The organism is Acidovorax sp. 100, assembly GCF_003688355.1.
Lineage (GTDB): Bacteria > Pseudomonadota > Gammaproteobacteria > Burkholderiales > Burkholderiaceae_C > Acidovorax > Acidovorax delafieldii.
The window spans coordinates 5012683-5033017 of record NZ_REFD01000001.1 but is presented as its reverse complement, the minus strand read 5'-3'; the positions used below and the strand labels follow the sequence as shown (position 1 = coordinate 5033017).

Sequence of the window (20335 nt, the reverse complement as noted above, 5' to 3'; positions counted from 1 at the left end):
GGGATAGTGTGTCAGTGGATCGTGAGCCAGGGCAGATAGGCAAAGCCCAGCAGCAGTCCGATGGCGACGATGTAAAAGGGAATCAGCTCTATCACCACATCCCCGATGCGCACTTTGGCGATGGTGCTGGTGATGAACAGCGTGGTGCCGATTGGCGGGTGATACAGCCCGATCGAGAGGTTCACGATCATCATGATGCCGAGTTGGACGGTGTCCATGCCCACAGCCGAGGCCAATGGAACAAACATCGGAGTCAGCAATAACACCGCTGCAGGCAGGTCAATGAACATGCCTGTGGCCAGCATGATCAGGTTCATGGCCAGGATGATCAGCCAAGGCGACTGTAGGGTCTCGGTGGCAAAACGGGTGAACGCGGCGGGCAACTGCTCGTACGTAACAATCCAACCTACGATGCTGGACGCCATGATGATCAGCAGCACCACGCCGGTAGAGATGCCTGCCTCCACGGCAGCATGCTTGAGCTTGGCCATCGTCAGGTCACGGTAAACCAGCCCCGACACCAACAATGCGTACAGCGTGGACATCACGCTGACCTCGGTGGGTGTCGCGATGCCAAAGCGCAGAAAGACAATGATCAGCACCGGCATCAAGAGGGCAGGTCCCGCCTGCAAAAGCTGCTTTCCGAATGCGCCCCATTCAAACGGCGTGGTGTCCCGCGGAAAGTTGCGGCGACGTCCCTGGACGTAGCACACCAGCATGAAGCCACCGCACATCAACAGGCCTGGGAGGATGCCGGCCACAAAGAGCGCGCCGATCGACGCGCCCGAGACCAGCGCATACACAATCATCGGGATCGAAGGCGGGATGAGGATATCGATGGTGGCCGCTGCGGCCAGTGTTCCGGCCGCGAAGGGCGCGGGGTAGCCCAGCTTCTTGAGCCAGGGGATCAGCATGGAGCCAATGGCAGACGCATCCGCTACCGCAGAACCCGATACACCGCCGAAGATGGTGGACGACAAAACGCCCACCTGGGCAGGCCCGCCGTGCACGCGGCCGATCATCATGGAGAGCAGATTGACCAGGCTCTGGCCCAGTTTGCCGCTCACCATGAGTGCACCGGTCAGCATGAAGAACGGAATGGCGATGAGCGGAAAGCTCTGCACCTGCGAAATCATCTGCTGCACCGCGAGGTCCACCGGAATGCGGCCCAGCACCAGCAGCGCGCCCACGGAAGACAGAACCAATGCGTGGGCGATCGGGATGGACGCCAGCGCGGCAATGATGAAGAGACCAATGATGAGCATGGTCATGGCGAGACTCCTTGTGACTTGGCGTCTGCGCCGGTATCGCCCCACAAGGCGGGAATTTGGGTCAGGGTGACCACCGCCAGCAGTACAAAGCCCACCATCAGGCAACCCACCGTGACTGATCCGGGCACGTTGAGGATGGGCGTGTACTCATCCGCCGAAATTTCCATCAGCGGCAGAGTGGCCCAGGTCAAGCCCAGGTAGAGCATGGCCACAATGGCGGCGCCGCCAGCCAGTACCCACCGGCGGCTAGCCCCCAAGCGCTGAGTGAGCAACACCACGGCAATATGTGATCCATGCTGTGAAGCCAACACCACACCGGACATGATGATCCAGGGGAACATCAGCTCCGGCAGTTCAGACGCCCACGCCAGGCTGGTGCCCGAGACATAGCGCAGCGCCACGTTCGCGCTCAGAATCAGAAACGTCAATGTGAGGGTGACGTACAACACAAACCGGCAGGCATGCGCAATGCCGCGGTTGACCCAATCGATACAAGTATTCATGGTGTTCCCCGGTCAACACGCTCAGCGCGCTGCTGCAATCACCTTCTTGAGGTAGGGGCCGATGGGCGTAGCGAGCCACTTTGCATCTACCGCTGAGGTAGCCTTTGCAAACGCGGCCTTGTCCACAGTGGTCACCTGTACACCCTTGGCCTTGAGTTCTTCCAGCAGCTTGTCGTCGGCGTCTTGTGACATCTTCCGTTGCAAGGCGGTGGCTTCCGTTGCCGCTTCCTGCACGATCTTGCGATCGGTATCGGGCAAACGATCCCATGTACGTTTGCTCATCAGGAAGGGGGTCATCTGGAACATGTGGCTGGTCAGTGCCAGGTGCTTTTGCACCTCATACAACTTGCTGGCGTGGATGTTGACCAAGGGGTTCTCCTGACCATCCACCACTCCCTGCTGCAGGGCTACATACAACTCGGCGAACTTGATCTGTTGCGCGTCTGCGCCCAGCGCCTGCATGATGTCCACCAACACCGCGTCCGGCGGGGTGCGCATTTTCAGGCCCTTCATGTCTTCCACTTTGGCAATGGGGCGCTTACTGTTGCTCATGTGGCGGATGCCGTTGTCCCAGTAGCCCAGCACCACCATACCTTTGTCAGCAGATTTTTGCGCCAGCTCCTGACCCAGCGGACCATCCAGCAGTTTGAAGGCTTGTGCGGGAGTGGAGAACAGGAAAGGCATGCCATAGGCTGCGTACTCGGGTACCGCCGCCGACACCGCGCCCTGGGAGTTGGCGGACATGTCCAGCGCACCGGTGCGCAGGGCAGTCACCATGGCGGCGTCATCACCCAGCTGGGCAGAGGGTGCCACCTGGACATCGATCCGGCCGCCAGTCCTTGCCTTGACTACCTCCGCGAATTTGACGGCGGCTTCGTGGCGCGGGTTGCCAGGCGCGGCACCGTGGCCCAACGTGAGTTTGATGGTTTGTGCCTGGGCCGCAAGGGGCAAAGCAGCAGCCAGTACAGCTACTGCAAAAACGGTGCGGGTGAAGGTTTTGCGTTGCATGGTGTTGTCTCCTTTGTGTTGTCGGTTCAGATAAATCAGTGGATGAGCATGCCGCCGTTCACGTCCAGCGTGATACCGGTGCAGTAGGTGGATAGAGGGCTGGCGAGAAAAACGCAGGCTCCGGCAATGTCATCGGCCCGGCCCAGGCGGGCGAGTGGAATGGTTTCCGCGATCTCGGCCTTTTTCTCTTCGGTCAGCTTGCCCTTGATGATGTCCGTGCCGATCAGGCCGGGGGTGATGCAGTTGACGCGGATGTTCTCGGGGCCAAACTCGCGGGCCATGGCGCGGGCCAGGCCCAGCACACCTGCCTTGGCGGCCGAGTAGTGGGGCCCGCCCAGAATGCCGCCGCCGCGCTGGGCCGACACCGACGAGATGCAGATGATGGAGCCGCTTTGCTGTGCACGCAGCGTGGGCAGCACAGCCTGGGACATGTACAGCGTGCCACGCAGGCTGACGTTGAGAATGCGGTCATAGTCGGCGCCCGTGATCTCCAGCGTCTTGACGGGCTGGGTGATGCCCGCGTTGTTGACCAGCGTGTCGATGCGGCCGAAATGGGCATGCACCTGGGCGGCGGCGGCATCGCACGATGCCTTGTCGGTCACATCGGCCACCAGGCCCAGGTGACCCTCGCCCAGCCGCGCGGCGGCGCCCGCTGGGTCGGCACCTTCGAGGTCGAGGATCGCGACCTTGGCCCCTTGCTCGGCCATCAAACGGGCGGTGGCAAACCCGAGGCCATTGATACCAGCCCCTCCGGTAATGATGGCAACCTGGTTCTTGAGCAGCATGTGTCTTGTCTCCTGTGGTGTGAAGTCGTCAGGAGGCGCGGACGCTGCCCGTGGGGCGGCTGTCAAAGCGATGTCTCCTGTTCTGAGAGCCGATTCTCAAAGCCGCTCAAGATGATGACAAGCGATGAATCATCAGCGTAAGATGACATTCCATCATCTAACCTCAGGGTTCACCCCATGCCCACCTTGCCGCCCATTGCCAATCTGCAGGCCTTTGAGGCCGTGGCGCGCCGCCGCAGCTTTGCGCTGGCAGCGGCGGAGTTGAACCTCACGGCCTCGGCCATCAGTCACCAGGTTTCGCGACTGGAGGCACAGCTGGACATCCGCCTGTTCGAGCGCAGCGCCCATGGGGTGCGCCTGAGCCCTGCGGGCGAGCATTACCTGATGCACGTGGGTGCCGCGCTCAACGCCATTGCCACGGCCACGGACGATTTGCGGCACGGCATCCGCAACAGCCTGTATGTGCATTCGGCGCCCAGCATTGCCAGTCTGTGGCTCATGCCGCGCCTGCACCACTTTGCGCAGGCCTACCCGGAGATATCGCTCAACCTCTCGGCCGCTCACACACCCAGCGATTTCGCGCTCGGCCAGGCCGACATCGACATCCGCTACGGCATTCCGCAGTGGGGCGATCTGGTGGTGGAGCCGTTGTTTGAGGAGGCGATCGTGCCGCTGGCCAGCCCGGCCTTCATCAAGGCGCACAAGCTCAAGCGCGCGGAGCAGCTGCTGGAGCTGCCGCTGATCCAGAGCAACGTGAGCATCGTGCAGTGGTCAGACTGGTTTGGCCGGTTCACCAAGCTGCGGGCACCCGACCGTTTCTCCCTGCGGTTTGACCGCGCCCAGATGTCCCTGGACGCCGCCACACAGGGCCTGGGCGTGGCGCTAGAGAGCGCCGTCAACGCGGGTGGGCACCTGGCCGATGGCAGGTTGAAGGCCCCGTTCGGCATGGACCAGGCCGTGCGGGTGAAGGCGCATTTCGCGGTGTATCCAGAGCGGCACGCCAAGCGCCCGGCGGTGGAGGCGTTTTTGTCGTGGCTGCACAGCGAGGCTGCGCAGACCTAAGAAAACAAGGCCACGCGACCGAGGCTGCGAAGGTCTGCAGCCGCTGGACGCGAGGCTCTCACATCTCCTCGCTCCAGCAATACCCGTCGCGCGCAATCATCGCGCTGGCCGCACGCGGGCCCCAGCTGCCTGCAGGGTAGGGTCGGGGGCCTGCAGGGTCGTTCTTCCAGTATTGCAGGATGGGTTCCACCCAGCGCCAGGCTTCTTCCTGCTCGTCGCTGCGTACAAACAGGTTCAGACGGCCTGCGATCACGTCGAGCAACAGGCGCTCGTAGGCGCCCACGCGTTCGGTGCCAAAGCGCTGGTCAAAGTCCAGGTTCAGGTGCACCTGCGAGAGCGCGGGCTCGGTCTGGTGCTGGGCGGCGCCCTGCGCCATCAGGTGCAGCTCCAGCCCGTCCTTGGGCTGCAGGTTGATCACCAGGCGGTTGGCAGCGCCCGCAGGGGTCTTGAAGATGGGGTGGGGCACGGGCCGGAAGTTGATGACGATGTGCGCGTCGCGCCCCGCGAGCCGCTTGCCGGTGCGGATGTAAAACGGCACACCCGCCCAGCGCCAGTTGCTGATCTCGGTGCGCAGCGCCACAAAGGTCTCAGTGGTGCTGCTGGCGGCAACGCCCTTTTCTTGCGCGTAGCCGGGCACGGGCTGGCCCTGGTGGTTGCCGGCCGCGTACTGCCCACGGATCACGTGCTGGCCGATGGTCTCCAGCGTCCAGGGCTTGAGCGACTGCAGCACCTTGAGCTTTTCGTCGCGGATGGCGTTGGCGCTGGAGTTGATGGGGGGCTCCATGCCAATCGCGCACAAGAGCTGCAGCGCGTGGTTCTGCACCATGTCGCGCAGTGCGCCGGTCTGGTCGTAGAACGCGCCGCGCGACTCCACGCCCAGCTCCTCGGCAATCGTGATCTGGATGTTGGCAATGGTTTCGCGGCGCCACAGGGGCTCGAACAGCGCGTTGCCAAAACGCAGCGCAAACAGGTTCTGGACGGACGGCTTGCCCAGGTAGTGGTCGATGCGGAAGACCTGCTCTTCCTTGAGCACGCGGCGCAGCGTGTCGTTGATCGCGCGGTTGGACTGCAAGTCGTGGCCCAGGGGTTTCTCCAGCACCACACGGGTGGTGGGGCCGTTCAGGCCCACGGCGGCGATCTGCTCACACACATTGGTGAACAGGCTGGGGGCTGTGGCCACATACATCACCACCGAGTCGGCTCCGCGCGCCTTCAGCGTCTCGGCCAGGCGCTCGTAGTCCTGGGTTTTGGACAAGTCCATGCGCAGGTAGTGCAGCAGCGCGGCGAAGCGTGCAAACTCGTCCGGGCTGGGGCGCTTGGCCAGCTCCACGCTGTCGAACCGCGACTGGATCAGGCTGCGGTATTGTTCGTCGCTCAGGTCATCACGTGCCACCGCGATGATGCGTCCCCCCTCAGGCAGCGTGCCATGCCGAAAGGCCTGAAACAATGCGGGCATGAGCTTGCGCCAGGCGAGGTCGCCGGTGCCGCCGAACAGGACGAGGTCAAAACTCATGGTGTCTCCGTGATGGGGTGGTTCGTTTTGTTGCGTGGGATTGTAATCACGTTACATGATTTTCTAAAGAGGAGTGTCTTGTATCTACTGCTTGTAACCCAAAAGAACCTGCTAATAGGCCACTTTGTCGTGTAATCAAGTTACTATCTCGGCGCTTTTTTCACCTTACCCGTTTGATGACCATGCCTCTCCGTTGCGACCAGTCTGCGCTGTGGCCCCAGTTGGCCGCCCACTACGCCTCCCACGGCCAGCACCTGGACATGCGCCAGGCGTTTGCGCAGGATGCCCAGCGGTTTGCAGCCTTCAGCCAGTTGGCTCCGCATGTGTTTGCTGACCTGTCCAAGAACCTGTGGGACCGCGATACCGAAGCCCTGCTGCTGGATCTGGCCCGCGACTGCGGCCTGGTGCAACACCGCGATGCGATGTTTGCAGGCGAGGCCATCAACACCACCGAAAACCGCGCAGTGCAGCACACGCTGCTGCGCCGCCCTGCAGGCGTGGCCCTGCCCGGTGATGTGCCCGAGACCGCACAGCGTCTGGCCGACGTGCACCACACGCTTGATGCCATGCTGCAGTACGCCGAGCAGGTGCGCAGCGATGTCGCCATCACCGACGTGGTGAACATTGGCATCGGCGGGTCGGACCTGGGTCCGCACATGGCCGTGCGCGCGCTCGAAGAGTTCCGCATCCCCGGCAAGCGCTTTCACTTTGTGTCTAACGTGGACGGGCACGAGCTGCACCACGTGCTCAAGGGCCTGCGGCCCGAGAGCACGCTGTTCCTGGTCGCGTCCAAGACCTTCACCACGGCCGAGACCATGGCCAACGCGCGCTCGGCCCTGGCGTGGTTTGGTGCCCAGGGCGGGCGCGATGTGGCCCGCCACTTTGCGGCGCTTACCACCAACATCGAGGCCGCAGCCGCCCTCGGCATCACCACCACCTTCGGCTTCTGGGACTGGGTGGGCGGCCGCTACTCGCTGTGGTCGGCCATTGGCCTGCCGATTGCCATCGCGATCGGTGCCCAAGGCTTCCGAGATTTCCTTGCGGGCGCGCACGCCATGGACGAGCATTTCCGCACCGCACCGCTGGCGCAGAACCTGCCGGTGCGCCTGGGTCTGCTCGATGTCTGGTACCGCAATTTCCACGGCTTCACCAGCCGCTGCATCGCGCCGTATCACGCCGCGCTGGGGCGCTACTCGGCCTACCTGCAGCAGCTGGAGATGGAGAGCAACGGCAAGCGCGTGGCGCAAGACGGCAGCACGCTGGCCTGCGTCACATCGCCCGTGCTGTGGGGCGAGCCCGGCACCAACGGCCAGCACGCGTTCTTCCAGATGCTGCACCAGGGCGCCGATGTGCTGCCGCTGGAGATCGTCGCCGTGCGCAAGGCCTCCCACCCGCTGCCCGGCCACCAGCAAAAGCTGCTGGCCAACGCGCTGGCGCAGACGCAGGCGCTGATGGTGGGCAAGGCCAGCGACGACGGCCACCGGCACTTTCCGGGCAACCGCCCCAGCACCCTGATGCTGCTCGAATCACTCACCCCCACATCGCTGGGCGCGCTGATTGCACTGCAGGAGCACCGCGTGTTTGTGAGCGGCAGCCTGTGGGGCATCAACAGCTTTGACCAGTGGGGCGTGGAGTTGGGCAAGGTGCTGGCCAAGGACCTGGAGGCGCGGCTGGAGAGCGGTGATGTGGCGGGGCTCGATGGCTCCACCGCTGGCCTGCTGGGCTTGCTGCGCAGCCCTGCCTGACCTTCACGGCACAGCAAAGTCCTCGGGATCGCTCTGGCGGAAGACCGGGCGCCCTGCTGGCAGAAGCCGGCACAGTTTCTGGCCGACAGCTAACGCATCAGGAGACACTCCCCATGGCGATTCCGCCCTATCCGGACTTCCGCTCCGCAGCCTTTTTGTGCCAGCATCTGCGTGACACCATGGCGTTCTACGACCCCGTGGCCACGGACGCGAGCGGTGGGCAGTTCCACTTCTTTCTGGACGACGGCACGGTTTACAACGCGCACACCCGCCACCTTGTCAGCGCCACGCGTTTTGTGGTCACGCACGCCATGCTCTACCGCACCACGGGGGAGGCGCGTTACCAGGCGGGCATGCGGCACGCGCTCACGTTCCTGCGCACCGCGTTCCTCGACCCCGCCACGGGCGGCTACGCCTGGCTGATCGACTGGCAGGATGGCCGCACCACCGTGCAAGTCGCCACGCGCCACTGTTACGGCATGGCCTTTGTGATGCTGGCGTATGCCCGCGCTTACGACGCCGGAGTGCCCGAGGCCCGCGATTGGCTGGCTGAGGCTTTTGAAACTGCCGAACAGCACTTCTGGCAACCTGCCGCAGGCCTGTATGCCGACGAGGCCAGCTCTGATTGGCAACTGGCGGGCTACCGAGGCCAGAACGCCAACATGCACGCCTGCGAGGCCATGATCTCCGCCTTCCGCGCCACGGGCGAGCGCCGCTACGTCGAGCGTGCCGAGCAGCTCGCACAAGGCATCTGCCAGCGGCAGGCCGCGTTGTCCACCCGCGCCCTTGCGCCCGCTGCCGAAGGTTGGGTGTGGGAGCACTTCCATGCCGACTGGTCCGTGGACTGGGACTACAACCGCCATGACCGCAGCAACATCTTCCGCCCCTGGGGCTACCAGATCGGCCACCAGACCGAATGGGCCAAGCTGCTGCTGCAACTCGACGCCTTGCTGCCAGCCGACTGGCACCTGCCGTGTGCGCAGCGCCTGTTCGATACCGCTGTGGAGCGGGGCTGGGATGCCGCGCACGGCGGCCTGTATTACGGCATGGCGCCCGACGGCAGCATCTGCGACGACGGCAAATACCACTGGGTGCAGGCCGAGAGCATGGCGGCTGCAGCGGTGCTGGCTGTGCGCACGGGGGATACGCGCTACTGGCAGTGGTACGACCGCATCTGGACCTACTGGTGGGCCCACTTTGTGGACCATGAACATGGCGCATGGTTTCGCATCCTGCACCGCAACAACCGCAACACCACCCGCGAGAAGAGCAATGCGGGGAAGGTGGACTATCACAACATGGGGGCGTGTTATGACGTGTTGGGAGCGCTGGGGCCGAGGGCTGAGAAGGGCTGACCGCCAGCGAGTCGCCCTGTCGGCGTAAGCTCACCCTATCGGAACCATCCGGTCCAGCAGGAGAGGAAGCATGGAAGTCGGTTTGCTGACCCCGGCGCAACAGGAGCAGATGGTGGACTTGCTGCTTGCGCTGCATGATCACTACCACCCGGGCCGTGCGCTCGACCGGGTCCTTGTGCGCAACCACCTGTTGGACAACCTGTGCGGACCCCACTCTCAGATTCGACTGGTGACGGCAGAACTCGGCGGCGAGTTGTTGGGGTTTGCCGCCATTTACCTGGTGTATTCGTTGGTGGAGCCCGAGCCCGCCCACCAGCGGCAGTGCGTACTTAAAGAGCTGTTTGTTTCTCCGCACCATCGGAGTCAAGGTATTGGCTTGGCTTTGATGCAATGGGTGGCGCGATACGCGCTGGACAACGGCTGTGGCCGCATCGACTGGTCGGTCAAGTCGTCCAACGCCCGGGGCATTGCGTTTTACGAGAGCCTGGGTGCAAGGTTGGTCAGTGACCGCCTCAGCTATCGGATCGTGCGCGAGGAGATCGGCGCTTTGGCGGGCTGGTGATGGAGCGCTGGCCTTTGCATCCCGCTGTGACCAGTTGCTCGTCGCTTTTCACACCTTGAAGAAATTCACCGGTAGCCCAGCCACTTCGACCTGCATGCTGAACAGCGACCCTGCTGCAACCGCTGCCTGCTTTTCTTGAAGAGGCCTTCCCGCCCGCGCCGATGTAATGAACAGCGTGTGCAGATCCTCCCCCCCAAAACACACCATGGTCGGGCACTGCACCGGCACCGCAATGCGCTGCAGCACCTCACCTGCTGGCGAAAGCTGCAACACACAAGCGCCTTCGTACATCGCCACCCAGTAGTTCCCCTCCACATCCACTGCCGCACCATCGGGTCTGCCGCCGTACGGCTGGCCGTCCACCTTGCGGTCAAACTGCACCCAAGGGCGGCGGTTGGTAATCTCACCCGTGGCCACATTGAAGTCGAACTGGTCGATGCGGTGCTCGGGCGTGTTGGACCAGTACATCGTGCGGTTGTCGGGGCTGAAGGCCAGGCCATTCGCGGTGAAGTTGTCGCCCGCCATGTGGCGCACGCGGTAGCCTGTTGCGCTGGCCGGGTAGGCCTGCAGGCACCACAGTGCCGCATTCGGTGCGGTGCGGGGCGTGATGACCGAGCCCGCCCAGAATCTGCCTGCGGTGTCGCAGCGGCCGTCGTTCAGGCGCAGCGCGGCGGTGTCGTGTTGCTCGGGCGGCAGCAGGGCCAGGCAGGTGAGGGCGGTAGGGTCTGCGCTGTCCTTGGCCGCATCCAGAAGATAGAAACCGTTTCGTAATCCGATTACCAATCGCCCATCAGCCGCAGGCGCGCAGCAGCCGGGCTCGCTGGGCATGCGCCACTGCCGGTGGTGGCCGCTGTCAGGATGCCATGCGTGCACCGCTTGTCCCTGAATGTCACACCAGTAAAGGGATTTTTCCGTGGGGTGCCAGAAAGGGGATTCACCCAGTTCGGACGGTGGCAAGGGCAAGGTTTGCAGGGACATGGGTTGAATTGGCATGGTTATCGAGTTACATTCTAGGGCCTCAGATAACGACCCTGGCGCAATGCACGGGGTCCTGCCACCCACCGATGGAGACTTCCATGCACCCAGTTGTAGCGCGCGTGACCGAGCGCATTGTCCAGCGCAGCGCAGACACCCGCGGCGCCTACCTTGCCGGCGTTGACGCCATGATTGCCCGCAAGCCCGCACAAGACCGCATGGGCTGCGCGAACCTGGCCCACGCCTACGCGGCGTTGCCGGGCTCGGACAAGTTCAAGGTCACGGTCGAGAAGGCGCCCAACATCGGCATCGTCACGGCCTACAACGACATGCTCTCGGCGCACCAGCCGTACCAGGGCTACCCCGCTATCCTGCGTGATGAGGCCGCCCAGCTCGGTGCCACGGTGCAAGTGGCTGGTGGCGTGCCCGCCATGTGCGATGGTGTGACGCAGGGTACGCCCGGCATGGAGCTGTCGTTGTTCTCCCGCGATGCTATTGCCATGGCCACTGCGGTAGCGCTGTCCCACGATGTGTTCGATGGCGCGCTGCTGCTGGGCGTGTGCGACAAGATCGTGCCCGGGCTGTTGATTGGCGCGCTGCACTACGGCCATCTGCCCTGCGTGTTTGTGCCTGCAGGCCCCATGGGCACAGGCCTGTCGAACAAGGAGAAATCCAAGGTGCGCGAGCAGTACGCACAAGGCCTGGTGGGCCGTGACGAACTGCTCAAGGCCGAATCGGCCGCGTACCACAGCCCTGGCACCTGCACGTTCTACGGCACGGCCAACAGCAACCAGATGCTGCTCGAAGCCATGGGCCTGCATGTGCCCGGTGCAGCGTTCGAGTCGCCCGGCAGCGAGGCGCGCGAGGCCTTCACGCGCCAGGCGCTGCGCACGGTGCTCGACATCGGCAAGCGGGGCAACCGCTTCACCCCCATCGGCAAGCTGGTGGACGAGCGCTGCATCGTCAACGCCATGGGGGCCCTGCTGGCCACGGGCGGCTCCACCAACCACCTGATCCACTGGGTGGCGATTGCGCGCAGCGCGGGCATCCTGATCGACTGGACGGACTTTGACGAACTCTCGTCGGTGGTGCCCCTGCTGGCCCGCGTGTACCCCAATGGCGATGCTGATGTGAACCAGTTCCAGGCCGCAGGCGGCCCGCCTTGGATCCTGCGTGAGCTGCTGGCCGGCGGCTTGATGCACCCTGATGTGATGAGCGTGAACGCGGGCGGCATTGCCGATGGCGGCAAGAGCGCACCCGCCGTGTCGGGCGACACCTCGGTGCTGCGGCCTGTGAGCGAACCCTTCTCACCCACCGGCGGGCTGCGCCTGCTGCAAGGCCGTCTGGGCCGCGCGGTGATCAAGGTGTCGGCCGTGCCCGAAGACCGCCACATCGTCCAAGCCCCAGCGCGAGTTTTTGACTCGCAAGAAGCCCTGCTCGCCGCCTTCAGCGCGGGCGAGGTGAACCAGGACATGGTGGCCGTGGTGCGCTTTCAGGGCCCGCAGGCCAACGGCATGCCAGAGCTGCACAAGCTCACGCCTCCGCTGGCAGTGCTACAGAACCAGGGCTTCCAGGTGGCGCTGGTCACCGACGGCCGCATGAGCGGCGCCTCCGGCCGCGTACCGGCCGCGATCCACGTCACGCCCGAGGCCCTGGCCGGTGGCCCGCTGGCCAAGGTGCGTGATGGCGACATCGTGCGGGTGGATGCGGTGGCTGGCACGCTCGATGTGCTGGTGGACGATGCCGAGTGGGCCGCACGCGCCCCGGAGCCCTGCAGCGCCCCATCACCCATCGGCTTCGGCCGCGAACTCTTCACCAACTTTCGCCGCCACGCAGGCGGTGCCGAACAAGGAGCCTGCACATGGCTGTAACCCCTGCTTCCGCCCCCATGAATCCCCTCGACATCGCCAGCCATGGCCCGGTCATCCCTGTCATCGTGATCGACCGCGTGGAAGACGCGCTGCCCCTGGCCGAGGCCCTGCTGGCCGGTGGCGTGAAGGTGCTGGAGGTGACGCTGCGCACCGCTGCCGGTCTGCCCGCCATCGAAACCATCGCCCGCCATCTGCCCGAAGCTGTGGTGGGTGTGGGCACGGTGCTCAACGCCGATGACGCGCGCCGCGCGAGCGAAGCCGGTGCGCGTTTTGCCGTGAGCCCCGGCTACACCTCGGCCGTGGGCAGCGCCTGCAAGGGCCTGAACCTGCCGCTGCTGCCCGGTGTGGCCACATCCAGCGAGATCATGGCGGCGCTGGCCGATGGGTTCTCGTTCCTCAAGCTCTTCCCGGCCGAGGCCGTGGGCGGCATCCCGCTGCTCAAGTCCTGGGCCAGCCCGTTTGGCCAGGTGAGCTTTTGCCCCACGGGTGGCATCACCAACGCCACTGCCTCCAACTACCTGGCACTGCCCAATGTGCGCTGCGTGGGCGGCTCATGGCTTACGCCCACCGATGCGGTGCGCGCGGGCGACTGGGCGCGCATCACCCAGCTGGCGCGCGACACCCAGGCATTGCGCAAGGCGGCTTGAGGGGCTCTGGGCGCTGGGTTTGCAGCCAAAAGCGCCTGGTGCGCTAGTGCAATATGCACTGAAAGCTATCAAAATAAGAGCAAAGGAGACACTGACACCGTGGCGCCAGCGGTACGGTGTCTCTGCTGCGCGCGCCGAGTTGGCTGGACTTGTTGCAGCGCCCCTCTATCATGGCCACGCGGGGACACCCCGTGACTAAGCAATGATTGTTCAAGAGAGGGAATTCGCTATGGATTTTGTTTCGGCTGTCAAAAGCTGCTTCGCGCAGTACGCAGGGTTTTCAGGCCGTGCTCCACGCTCCGAGTTCTGGTGGTTTGCGCTGTTTCAGTTCGGGGTGCTGGTGATTGCCACCATGATCAGCCAGGTGCTGTATGGCATTGCCGCGCTGGCCCTGCTGTTGCCCGCGCTGGCCGTGGGGGCTCGCCGTTTGCACGATATTGGCCGCTCCGGCTGGTGGCAGCTGCTGTCTCTCACCGGTATCGGCACCCTGGTGCTGATTTACTGGTGGGTGCAACCCAGCGGGGAGTAAACCCATGGCAGGCCAGTGTCCCGAGTTGGCCCCATAGAAAAAACAAAAGCCCGCAGACCGTAAGGCCTGCGGGCTTTTGTGTAGTGGGCTGCGCAGTCAGCACGGGGCCGCTGCGCAGTGGCCAGGCAATTACATGCCCATGCCGCCCATGCCACCCATGCCACCCATGTCGGGCATGCCGCCGCCAGCGCCGGCTTCTTCCTTCGGAGCCTCTGCCACCATGGCTTCGGTCGTCAGCAGCAGCGATGCCACGGAGGCAGCGTTTTGCAGAGCGGTGCGGGTGACCTTCGTGGGGTCCAGAATGCCCAGTTCGAGCATGTCGCCGTAGGTGTCGTTGGCAGCGTTGAAGCCGAAGTTGCCCTTGCCAGCCAACACTGCGTTCACCACCACCGAGGCTTCGCCGCCGGCGTTGTTCACGATTTCGCGCAGAGGAGCTTCCACTGCCTTCAGCACCAGCTTGATACCGGCGTCCTGGTCAGCGTTGTCGCCCTTGATCGAGTCGCCCACAGCTTGCTTGGCACGCAGCAGAGCCACGCCGCCACCAGCCACAACGCCTTCTTCCACAGCTGCACGGGTAGCGTGCAGTGCGTCTTCCACGCGGGCCTTCTTTTCCTTCATTTCGACTTCGGTGGCAGCGCCCACCTTGATCACGGCCACGCCGCCAGCCAGCTTGGCCACGCGCTCTTGCAGCTTTTCGCGGTCGTAGTCGGACGTGGCTTCTTCGATCTGCACGCGCACTTGCTTGACGCGGGCTTCGATGTCAGCGGCAGCGCCAGCGCCGTCGATGATGATGGTGTTTTCCTTGCCCACTTCGATGCGCTTGGCTTGGCCCAGGTCGGCCAGAGTGACCTTTTCCAGGGTCAGACCGACTTCTTCAGCGATGACCTTGCCGCCCGTCAGGATGGCGATGTCTTCCAGCATGGCCTTGCGGCGGTCGCCGAAGCCAGGAGCCTTCACGGCCACAACCTTCAGGATGCCGCGGATCGTGTTGACCACCAGCGTAGCCAGGGCTTCGCCTTCGACTTCTTCGGCAATGATCAGCAGGGGACGGCCGGCCTTGGCAACTTGCTCCAGCGTGGGCAGCAGGTCGCGGATGTTGCTGATCTTCTTGTCGAACAGCAGCACGAAGGGGTTGTCCAGAATCGCGGATTGCTTTTCGGGGTTGTTGATGAAGTAGGGCGACAGGTAGCCGCGGTCGAACTGCATGCCTTCCACGACGTCCAGTTCGCTGTCCAGCGACTTGCCGTCTTCCACGGTGATCACGCCTTCCTTGCCAACCTTGTCCATGGCGTCAGCGATCAGCTTGCCGATGGTTTCGTCGGAGTTGGCGGAGATCGAACCCACTTGGGCGATTTCCTTGGAGGTGGTGGTGGGCTTGGAAGCCTTCTTCAGCTCGGCGACCAGGGCCGTCACAGCCTTGTCGATACCGCGCTTCAGGTCCATCGGGTTGATGCCGGCGGCCACGTACTTGAAGCCTTCGCGCACGATGGCTTGTGCCAGCACCGTAGCGGTGGTGGTGCCGTCACCAGCGTTGTCGCTGGTCTTGGAGGCCACTTCCTTCACGAGCTGGGCGCCCATGTTCTGCAGCTTGTCCTTGAGTTCGATTTCCTTGGCCACGGACACACCGTCCTTGGTCACGGTGGGGGCGCCGAACGAGCGCTCCAGCACCACATTGCGACCCTTGGGGCCCAGGGTCACCTTGACCGCGTTGGCCAGGATGTTCACGCCTTCAACCATGCGTGCGCGGGCTTCGCCGCCGAAAACTACGTCTTTTGCTGCCATTTTGGAGCTCCTGAAAATTTGATTCAAATTGGCTGCTGGCGCTTATTCAATAAGCACTGGCAGCTATAAAAAGATGAGTGATTCAGAGGGAAGAGAAATTACTTCTCAACCACTGCAAACAGGTCGTCTTCCTTCATGACCAGCAGCTCGTCGCCCTTGACCTTGACGGTCTGGCCCGAGTACTTGCCGAACAGAACGCGGTCACCGACCTTCACGTTCAGGGCGAGCACTTCGCCCTTGTCGTTGCGCTTGCCGGGGCCAACGGCCAACACTTCACCTTGATCGGGCTTTTCGGCGGCGTTGTCAGGGATCACGATGCCGGAAGCGGTCGTGGTTTCGCTTTCAATACGCTTGACGATCACGCGATCGTGCAGAGGGCGAAGGTTCATTGCAATGCTCCTGTTTTCAGTAAAAAAGCTGAGGGACTCAATCAGCCCCGGCTATCCGGGGCTACCAAACTGCCAGCAGGGAGTGCGGTGTTAGCACTCGTCTGCGGTGAGTGCTAATGATACGGGCATTCCGCTTCATTTCAAGAGCATCACTGGTATGTCTGAGATATTTGCTTACTTGTTGGCAGGTCGGCGCGAGGTCTTTGCGGCGCTTTGTAACTACCGTGCACCTACAATCTTTCGGATGTGGCGATGGTGGGCATTTGCGTCACGCACGCATGTGCAACTCCCTGGGTTGCAGTGGTCCAACCGTCTCTTTCTTGCTCCCAACTCACAGGCTTGATCTCGAGCGCGCGGAGCTTTACCGATTCAGGAATCTGATGGCGTCCTTGCAATTCACTACCGCGCTGATGGGCATTGGCCTTGCCGTGCTGATTTTGTACTTGATCCGTAGAGATCATCTTTATGTCATGCATGGCCTGTTCTGGGTGATGGTGGCCGGGGTGGCGGCCGTGCTAGGTGCTTCACCCGGGTTGATCGACTGGCTGGCCCTGCGGCTGGGTGTGACCTACCCACCCACGCTGCTGCTGCTGCTGGTGTGCATGGTCTTGCTAATCAAGGCCCTGCACAGCGACATGGTCAATACCCGTATTGAGCGCGATGTTCGCCGGTTGAACCAGCGCTTGGCCTTGCTGGAGGCCGATCTTGCGCATAAGTCCGCTGAGCGCCCCCAAGATCAAGACCTGCTCTAGTTTTATGAATGTATCCTTGAATTTGTTGTTGCCCGTAGTTCTGTGTGGCGGCTCCGGCACACGCCTGTGGCCGCTATCGCGCGAAACCTACCCCAAGCAGTTTTTGGCCCTGGCCGGTGCGCGCACCATGCTCCAAGACACGGCACTGCGCTTGCAAGGGCTGAATCAAATCCCTGTGGCGAAGGCGCCTATCCTGGTCTGCAATGCAGAGCACCGCTTTTTGGCTGCCAGCCAGCTGATGGAGGCTGGCATACACGGCGCGCGCATCGTGCTGGAGCCTGCGGGCCGCAATACAGCACCCGCGCTGACCCTTGCGGCCTTGCAAGCGCAGTCAGAGGAAGAAGGCGGCGACCCGGTGCTGCTGGCCATGCCCGCTGACCATGTGATAGCCCACCTACCCGCGTTTCACCATGCGATCGAGCAAGCGTTTGCCATTGCTAACGGCGGCGCCATGGTGACCTTTGGCATCGTGGCCGACAAGCCAGAGACAGGGTATGGCTACATCCAGTGTGGCGAATCAGTGCCGGGGGACGGTGCCCACTACATCGCCAGCTTTGCCGAAAAACCGGACGCAACACGTGCCCAAAGCTACCTGGACGCTGGCAACTACTTGTGGAACAGCGGCTTGTTCATGGTGCGCACCAGCGTATGGCTCAAGGCCATTCAAAGCTGCCGCCCCGATATCTTTGCCGCCTGCTCAGCCGCCATGGCAGGAGCACAAAAGGATGTGGACTTTGTCCGTCCTGCCACCGAAACCTTCAACGCATGCCCTGCCGACTCCATTGACTACGCCGTGATGGAGTGCCTGCCAACCCGGCCCGAGCTGGGCATACAGGCGTGCGTGGTGCCGCTGCAGGCCGGCTGGTCGGACCTGGGAGCCTGGGACGCCCTGTGGGAAGTGCGCGAGCAAGATGAGCACGGCAACGCGCGCGTGGGTGACATCATTCAGCACGGCTGCTCCAACTCACTGCTACTGTCCAGCAGCCGTCTGGTGGCTGGCGTGGGGCTGGACAACATCGTGGTGGTAGAAACCGCAGACGCCATCCTGGTAGCAGACAAACGCCAAACCCAGGACGTCAAACTGATCGTGGGCAAGCTGCGCGAAGCAGGGCACACCTTGACCCAGACGCACCGAAAGATCCACCGCCCCTGGGGCTGGTACGACAGCATCGATAGTGGCGAGCGCTTTCAGGTTAAGCGCATTGTGGTCAACCCCGGCGCCAGCCTGAGCCTGCAAATGCACCATCATCGGGCCGAACACTGGATTGTGGTCAAGGGCACAGCCCAGGTGACCAACGGTGAAAAGGTCTTTTTACTGGGTGAAAACGAATCCACCTTTATCCCGTTGGGCCACGTGCACCGGCTGACCAACCCTGGGAAAGTACCTCTAGAAATTATTGAGGTGCAATCGGGAAGTTATCTGAATGAGGATGACATAGTCCGGTTTGAAGACACGTACGGTCGGGCAGTGCCTGCTCCGAAAGAAGGCTGACTCTATGCCTGGCTTACCTATGCTTAAAGCCCTTTGGGGCTACCGCGGCTTTGTTTGGAGCAGTGTCATGCGGGAGTTTCACGGGAAATACCGCGAATCTTTGCTGGGTGCGTTCTGGTCAGTGGCCAACCCGCTGGCCATGATCATTATTTACACCGTGGTGTTCGGCCAACTCATGCGCCCCAGTCTTGCGGGTCACGAGCAAACGCCGTTTGCATTCAGCATCTACCTGTGTGCAGGGGTCCTGACCTGGGGCTTGTTTTCAGAAATGCTCGGACGTCTGAACGGCGTGTTCCTAGAACATGGCAATCTGATCAAAAAATCTAACTTTCCACGCATCTGCCTGCCAGCCATTGTTGCAGTCTCTGCGTTGGTCAACTTTGGGATTGTGTTTGCCTTGTACCTCGCCTTTTTAGCCTTGATTGGTCATTGGCCAGGATGGGCGCTTCTAGCTGTTATGCCTTTGCTGGCATTGCAGGTGCTTTTTACTCTGGGCCTTGGTATCTTTTTGGGAACACTCAACGTCTTTTTCAGGGACATTGGGCAGTTAATGGGCATTGTGGTGCAGTTCTGGTTCTGGCTCACACCAATTGTTTATGTGTTCGACTCTTTGCCAACTGCTGCGCGAGCAGTGCTGCGATTCAACCCGATGCAGCCCTTGATGGTTTCCTATCAAACCTTGTTTCTGAACCAGCGCATGCCAGACTTTGCTAGTCTGATACCACTTGCTTTGCTCTCGATGTTATTTTTATTATTAGGGGGTCGGTTCTTTCTTTCACATGTGGGTGAGTTGGTGGACGAATTGTAATGGGTAGCCTCGTAGTTTCAAATGTCGGTAAAGCTTATAAGCGTTATCCAAGTAAATGGTCACGAATCGTTGAATGGGTAACTGGTAAAACTCGTCACGAAAAAACTTGGGTATTGCGTGATATTTCTTTCAGCTTACAGCCTGGGGAAGCAGTTGGTATTGTGGGGGAAAATGGTGCTGGTAAAAGCACACTGCTAAAAATTATTGCCGGTACTACTCAATCGACGGAGGGGGGGGTCCATGTAAATGGGAAGGTTGCTGCTTTGCTTGAATTGGGAATGGGATTCCATTCGGATTTCACAGGTCGACAAAATATATTCATGGCGGGGCAGTTGCTCGGCCATACAGCTGAAGAAATATCGCTAGTTACACCCGAAATCGAGAAATTTGCAGATATTGGAAAGTACATTGATCAACCTGTGCGCGTGTACTCAAGTGGTATGCAAGTTCGACTGGCTTTCGCGGTGGCCACGGCAATCCGCCCAGATGTGCTCATTGTTGATGAGGCGCTGTCGGTGGGTGACGCTTCATTTCAGCGTAAATGCTTTCAACGTATTGAAGCGTTTCGCGCGGCAGGTACTACATTACTCTTTGTGAGTCACGATATCGACGCGATAAAAAAAATATGTAACCGGGCATTATTTATAAACCAAGGTACTCTGGTCATATCGGGTGCGTCCAAACAAGTTTGTGATGAATATGAGCGGTACTTATTTGGTGATCGAAAAGTAGGTGGGGAAAATAAGCGGGAATTCCAAATTAATTCAAAATCAGCGATAGAAGCTTCTCACTTCGATCAGTCCCTTGCCGTGAGTTGCGAAATAATCTATGGCAACGGTCAAGCTGATATAGAAGCTTGCTGGTTGGCTGACACCGATGGCTGTCGAATTAATGTTGTTGAGTCTGGTATTCCTTTTCAATGGTGCTATCGCGTCCGATTTATTGAAGATGTCAAAAATCCTATTTTTGCCATGATGCTAAAAACCCGTGAAGGTGTGGCTCTGTACGGGACTGATTCAACTTTGGACGAATTGTCTGATACAGATTATAAATCTGGCGATGTTGTTCAGGTTTGCTTTTCTTTGAAAAATCAATTGGCCCCGGGCATTTATTATCTAAACTGTGGTGTGAGAATAGAGGGGGAGCATGGTGCTGAGTTTTTGAGCCGAAGAGTTGATTCGGCACTGCTACGTGTCACTGCTGGAGAGGGGCTAACCGTTGTTGCTGGGTTGATGGATATGAAAGCTCAACTAGATGTGAGCAGTGAAGTCATTCTGCGAAATTAA

Annotated in this window: 19 protein-coding genes; 11 read left to right on the top strand and 8 right to left on the bottom strand. The window is 61.4% G+C overall.

Translation table 11 applies throughout. The features are described from left to right. Nucleotides 1-11: 11 nt before the first annotated feature. From C8C96_RS23045 to C8C96_RS23030, 4 genes are read right to left on the bottom strand one after another with little or no spacing between them, the layout of a single operon-like run. Nucleotides 12-1271: a TRAP transporter large permease gene (locus C8C96_RS23045; RefSeq protein WP_121943761.1), complete on the bottom strand. Its 1260-nt coding sequence runs from the start codon at nucleotides 1269-1271 to the stop codon at nucleotides 12-14. After that, nucleotides 1268-1774: a TRAP transporter small permease gene (locus C8C96_RS23040; RefSeq protein ID WP_121943760.1), complete on the bottom strand. Its 507-nt coding sequence runs from the start codon at nucleotides 1772-1774 to the stop codon at nucleotides 1268-1270. Before C8C96_RS23040 ends, C8C96_RS23045 begins: the two co-directional genes overlap by 4 nt. Nucleotides 1775-1795: 21 nt before the next feature. Beyond that, nucleotides 1796-2782, bottom strand: coding sequence for a TRAP transporter substrate-binding protein (locus C8C96_RS23035; protein WP_121943759.1), 987 nt, complete (start codon nucleotides 2780-2782; stop codon nucleotides 1796-1798). Nucleotides 2783-2817: 35 nt separating this feature from the next. Further along, nucleotides 2818-3567 (bottom strand): SDR family NAD(P)-dependent oxidoreductase, encoded by a 750-nt coding sequence (locus C8C96_RS23030; RefSeq protein WP_121943758.1) that lies wholly within the window; start codon nucleotides 3565-3567, stop codon nucleotides 2818-2820. 177 nt (nucleotides 3568-3744) lie between these two features. Between C8C96_RS23030 and C8C96_RS23025 the strand changes: the two genes are divergently transcribed. Beyond that, nucleotides 3745-4629: a LysR substrate-binding domain-containing protein gene (locus C8C96_RS23025; RefSeq protein WP_121943757.1), complete on the top strand. Its 885-nt coding sequence runs from the start codon at nucleotides 3745-3747 to the stop codon at nucleotides 4627-4629. Between the two features lie 58 nt (nucleotides 4630-4687). Here C8C96_RS23025 and zwf read toward each other — a convergent pair whose 3' ends face one another. Continuing rightward, nucleotides 4688-6142: a glucose-6-phosphate dehydrogenase gene (zwf, locus tag C8C96_RS23020; RefSeq protein WP_099731175.1), complete on the bottom strand. Its 1455-nt coding sequence runs from the start codon at nucleotides 6140-6142 to the stop codon at nucleotides 4688-4690. 176 nt (nucleotides 6143-6318) lie between these two features. Between zwf and pgi the strand changes: the two genes are divergently transcribed. The 3 genes from pgi (at nucleotide 6319) to C8C96_RS23005 (ending at nucleotide 9804) form a co-directional block, all read left to right on the top strand. After that, nucleotides 6319-7887: a glucose-6-phosphate isomerase gene (pgi, locus tag C8C96_RS23015; protein WP_121943756.1), complete on the top strand. Its 1569-nt coding sequence runs from the start codon at nucleotides 6319-6321 to the stop codon at nucleotides 7885-7887. A gap of 113 nt (nucleotides 7888-8000) precedes the next feature. After that, nucleotides 8001-9242, top strand: coding sequence for an AGE family epimerase/isomerase (locus C8C96_RS23010; protein ID WP_121943755.1), 1242 nt, complete (start codon nucleotides 8001-8003; stop codon nucleotides 9240-9242). Between the two features lie 70 nt (nucleotides 9243-9312). After that, nucleotides 9313-9804, top strand: coding sequence for a GNAT family N-acetyltransferase (locus tag C8C96_RS23005; RefSeq protein WP_108498888.1), 492 nt, complete (start codon nucleotides 9313-9315; stop codon nucleotides 9802-9804). 48 nt (nucleotides 9805-9852) lie between these two features. Here C8C96_RS23005 and C8C96_RS23000 read toward each other — a convergent pair whose 3' ends face one another. Beyond that, on the bottom strand, nucleotides 9853-10782 hold the full coding sequence (locus C8C96_RS23000) for an SMP-30/gluconolactonase/LRE family protein (RefSeq protein ID WP_121943754.1): 930 nt from the start codon (nucleotides 10780-10782) through the stop codon (nucleotides 9853-9855). A 98-nt stretch (nucleotides 10783-10880) separates the two neighbouring features. Between C8C96_RS23000 and edd the strand changes: the two genes are divergently transcribed. The 3 genes from edd (at nucleotide 10881) to C8C96_RS22985 (ending at nucleotide 13826) form a co-directional block, all read left to right on the top strand. Then, on the top strand, nucleotides 10881-12650 hold the full coding sequence (gene edd, locus C8C96_RS22995; RefSeq protein WP_121943753.1) for a phosphogluconate dehydratase: 1770 nt from the start codon (nucleotides 10881-10883) through the stop codon (nucleotides 12648-12650). After that, the gene (eda, locus tag C8C96_RS22990; protein WP_056058486.1) at nucleotides 12641-13297 is read left to right on the top strand and encodes a bifunctional 4-hydroxy-2-oxoglutarate aldolase/2-dehydro-3-deoxy-phosphogluconate aldolase; all 657 of its coding nucleotides are present in this window, start codon (nucleotides 12641-12643) and stop codon (nucleotides 13295-13297) included. Before edd ends, eda begins: the two co-directional genes overlap by 10 nt. A gap of 229 nt (nucleotides 13298-13526) precedes the next feature. Further along, the gene (locus C8C96_RS22985) at nucleotides 13527-13826 is read left to right on the top strand and encodes a DUF805 domain-containing protein (protein ID WP_056744079.1); all 300 of its coding nucleotides are present in this window, start codon (nucleotides 13527-13529) and stop codon (nucleotides 13824-13826) included. 129 nt (nucleotides 13827-13955) lie between these two features. On the opposite strand, the gene groL is transcribed toward C8C96_RS22985, so the two are convergent. Together groL and C8C96_RS22975 are read right to left on the bottom strand one after the other, a co-directional pair. Continuing rightward, nucleotides 13956-15608 carry a chaperonin GroEL gene (gene groL / locus C8C96_RS22980; RefSeq protein WP_056058489.1) on the bottom strand — a complete coding sequence of 551 codons (1653 nt, stop codon included), beginning with the start codon at nucleotides 15606-15608 and terminating at the stop codon, nucleotides 13956-13958. A 98-nt stretch (nucleotides 15609-15706) separates the two neighbouring features. Then, nucleotides 15707-15997 carry a co-chaperone GroES gene (locus C8C96_RS22975; RefSeq protein ID WP_056058492.1) on the bottom strand — a complete coding sequence of 97 codons (291 nt, stop codon included), beginning with the start codon at nucleotides 15995-15997 and terminating at the stop codon, nucleotides 15707-15709. Nucleotides 15998-16377: 380 nt separating this feature from the next. Between C8C96_RS22975 and C8C96_RS22970 the strand changes: the two genes are divergently transcribed. Genes C8C96_RS22970 through C8C96_RS22955 form a run of 4 tightly spaced genes read left to right on the top strand, consistent with a single transcriptional unit; the run spans nucleotide 16378 to nucleotide 20335 of the window. Continuing rightward, nucleotides 16378-16749, top strand: coding sequence for a DUF2304 domain-containing protein (locus C8C96_RS22970; RefSeq protein ID WP_121944152.1), 372 nt, complete (start codon nucleotides 16378-16380; stop codon nucleotides 16747-16749). A gap of 4 nt (nucleotides 16750-16753) precedes the next feature. Beyond that, nucleotides 16754-18241, top strand: coding sequence for a mannose-1-phosphate guanylyltransferase/mannose-6-phosphate isomerase (locus C8C96_RS22965; RefSeq protein WP_121943752.1), 1488 nt, complete (start codon nucleotides 16754-16756; stop codon nucleotides 18239-18241). Nucleotides 18242-18260: 19 nt separating this feature from the next. Next, nucleotides 18261-19049, top strand: coding sequence for an ABC transporter permease (locus C8C96_RS22960; protein WP_233584297.1), 789 nt, complete (start codon nucleotides 18261-18263; stop codon nucleotides 19047-19049). After that, the gene (locus C8C96_RS22955) at nucleotides 19049-20335 is read left to right on the top strand and encodes an ABC transporter ATP-binding protein (RefSeq protein ID WP_121943750.1); all 1287 of its coding nucleotides are present in this window, start codon (nucleotides 19049-19051) and stop codon (nucleotides 20333-20335) included. Before C8C96_RS22960 ends, C8C96_RS22955 begins: the two co-directional genes overlap by 1 nt.